We start from the raw sequence: 2,700 nt of genomic DNA, 5'->3' as shown, positions 1-2,700 counted from the left end.
GGGTGAGGGCGACAATCAGGAGGGTTGCCAGCGGAGACAAGGCGCCAGCCGCGAGGGCCGCGATCGCCGGCAGGTAGGACAGCGTGGAGAAATAGTCGACTCCGGTAAGGCACATGACCTTCCACCAGGCCTGCGGCTTGGCATGGTCTTCCGGGCTCTCGGGTCCGATCACCGGCTGAACGCGGTGTTTCAGCAACCACCGCACCAGAACGCTGCCGGTGTCGGTCGCCGGCTGTGGCCGTCGTACCTCTGCCGGAAGGGTTTGATGGCCTGTACCGCTCATCCGCGTCTCCTCTTGACTCAGCGGGCGCAGCGTTATGCAAATGGCCGACACCTCGGCAATTCACCCTATTCCCGGGATGACCCGGCAAGGCCTGATCCTGCGGTTTCTTAACACTTTCCTAACGCCGACGGATTGCGCCCTGCGCGCCCCCGCGGCCGGGCGTGACACCACTAAGCCTTGACGTGACACCACCGTGGTGTCACTATGGTGGCATGGAACTCGGACAGTACGTCAGCGACCTGCAACGCCAGCTAGTGGATGCCGCGGAGAACGGCTCGGAGGACACCCGTGCCGCCGCCGAGCGGCTCGCCGCCGGGCTGGATGCCGCCACGCGGCTCGTGTTGCTCGACGTCCTGTCGGCCGCGGCCGGCGAGATCACCCGGGACCTCGCGCCCGGCTCGGTGGACCTGCGGCTGCGCGGACGCGACGTCGAGTTCATCGTGACCCAGCCGAACACCGAGCCCGACAACGACGACCGTCCCGCCGCATCCCTCGACCTCGACGACGCGAGCACCTCCCGCACCACGCTCCGCCTGCCCGACGCCCTCAAGGCGCGGGTGGACGAGGCGGCCGCGGCAGACGGACTGTCCGTCAACACCTGGCTGGTCCGGGCCGTTGCCACCGCCCTCCAGCCCAAGCAGCGGCGATCCGCGCAGCGCACCCTGCGCACCGGCGACAACTTCGCGGGGTGGGCGCGCTAACCCGCCCGCCCCGCCCACAACCAAACACACCCACCAACCACAAACCCCGCCGTCCCGCGGGGCCGGACAAACACACCCACAGAAAGGCAGACTTCGGCATGCCCACCTTCAACACCCCCGCCCCCATCGACCTCGCCATCAACCTGCAGGTCGGCGCGATCGACGTCTTCGCCGGTGACCGCGCCGACACGGTCGTGACCGTCTCGCCCACCAATCCTGCAAAGGCGGTGGACCGCCGGGGCGCGGAGGAGACCACGGTCGACTTCGACGGCCAGCGGGTCACCATCAAGGGCCCGCGGCCCCGGCTCAGCTGGATCGGCCCCACCGAGTCGGTCGACGTCAAGGTCGAGCTGCCGGCCGGGTCGCGGTTCACCGCCGAAATAGCGGTGGGCGGCGTGCGCGCCGTCGGACGCCTCGGCGCGACCCGCGTCAAAAGCTCGATGGGCCGCGTGGATCTGGACACCACCGGCGACCTGTGGCTGCGCGTCGCGCACGGCAACGCGACCGTCGGTACCGCCGAGGGCGGCACCGAGATCACGGCCGACCACGGTCAGATCCGGATCGGCACGGTCACCGGCGACGCGCTCCTCAAGGCCTCGCACGGCAGCATCCTGATCGGGGAATCCGGCGGCGACCTCGACGCGAAGCTCTCCTACGGCGACCTTGAGATCACCAAGGCGCTCGCCTCCGTTGCGGCGAAGACCGCGTACGGCAGCATCCACCTGGGAGAGGTCTCGAGCGGTTCCATCCAGGTGGAGAGCGGCTTCGGCCAGGTCACCATCGGCGTGCGGCCCGGCGTTCCCGCCTGGCTCGACCTGTCCTCGAAGGATGGGCACGTGCGCAACGAGCTCGACGGCGACCACGCGCCCGGCGCGTCGGAACAGGCCGTCGCGGTGCGCGCCCGCACCCGGGCCAGCGACATCAGCATCCAGCGCGCCCGGTGACTCCGGGCATCCAGCAGAGGGGAACGAACCACATGAACACGCCAGCGATCCAAGTCCGCGGGCTGCGAAAGTCCTACGGCAAGAAAGTCGTGCTCGACGACGTCCACCTCACCGTGGGCGCCGGCACCGTCACCGCGCTGCTCGGCCCGAACGGCGCCGGAAAGACGACCGCCGTGCACATCCTGGCCACGCTTGTCCGGCCCGACGCCGGCACAGCGCTCGTGAACGGCTGCGACGTCGTCCGCGATCCGGGCGGCGTGCGCGCCGCGATCGGACTCACCGGCCAGTTCTCCGCGGTGGACAACCTCCTCACCGGCGAGGAGAACCTCCTGCTGATGGCCCGGCTGCGGCACCTTGGGGCGGACCGCTCGAAGTCGCGGGTGGCCGAGCTGCTGGACCAGTTCGACCTCAGCGACGCCGCCCGCAAGCCGCTCGCGACGTACTCGGGCGGGATGCGGCGCCGCCTCGACCTGGCGATGACCCTCGTCTCGGCACCCAGCGTCATCTTCCTCGACGAGCCCACCACGGGCCTGGACCCGCGCAGCCGGCACACCATGTGGGAGATCGTGCGGAGCCTCGTCGCGGATGGGACCACCGTGCTGCTCACCACCCAGTACCTCGACGAGGCGGACGAACTCGCGGACCGCATCGCGGTGCTCGACGGCGGCCGCATCGTCGCCGAGGGAACGCCGGACGAGCTCAAGCGCCTGGTGCCCGGAGGCCACATCCGGCTCCGGTTCGCGGATGCCGCGGCGCTCGACGCCGCCTCCCG

3 protein-coding genes and 1 pseudogene are annotated in these 2,700 nt (G+C 70.3%); 3 read left to right on the top strand and 1 reads right to left on the bottom strand.

Annotated elements, in window-relative coordinates; genetic code table 11:
- Window positions 1-283 (bottom strand): annotated as a pseudogene (locus VFV67_RS23325) (amino acid transporter); the annotation flags it as partial.
- 212 nt (window positions 284-495) lie between these two features.
- Here VFV67_RS23325 and VFV67_RS23320 point away from each other — a divergent pair.
- The 3 genes from VFV67_RS23320 to VFV67_RS23310 form a co-directional block, all read left to right on the top strand.
- On the top strand, window positions 496-984 hold the full coding sequence (locus VFV67_RS23320; RefSeq protein ID WP_326472750.1) for a toxin-antitoxin system HicB family antitoxin: 489 nt from the start codon (window positions 496-498) through the stop codon (window positions 982-984).
- A 98-nt stretch (window positions 985-1,082) separates the two neighbouring features.
- Window positions 1,083-1,928, top strand: coding sequence for a DUF4097 family beta strand repeat-containing protein (locus VFV67_RS23315; protein ID WP_326472749.1), 846 nt, complete (start codon window positions 1,083-1,085; stop codon window positions 1,926-1,928).
- Between the two features lie 32 nt (window positions 1,929-1,960).
- Window positions 1,961-2,700: ABC transporter ATP-binding protein (locus VFV67_RS23310; RefSeq protein ID WP_326472748.1), on the top strand; the 740-nt coding region annotated here is incomplete at its 3' end.

It is taken from the genome of Actinophytocola sp. (assembly GCF_035762905.1).
In the GTDB taxonomy this organism is placed as follows: Bacteria; Actinomycetota; Actinomycetes; order Mycobacteriales; family Pseudonocardiaceae; genus DASYTH01.
Note: the sequence above shows the minus strand (reverse complement) of the source record. Positions and strands in the feature narration are given on the sequence as shown.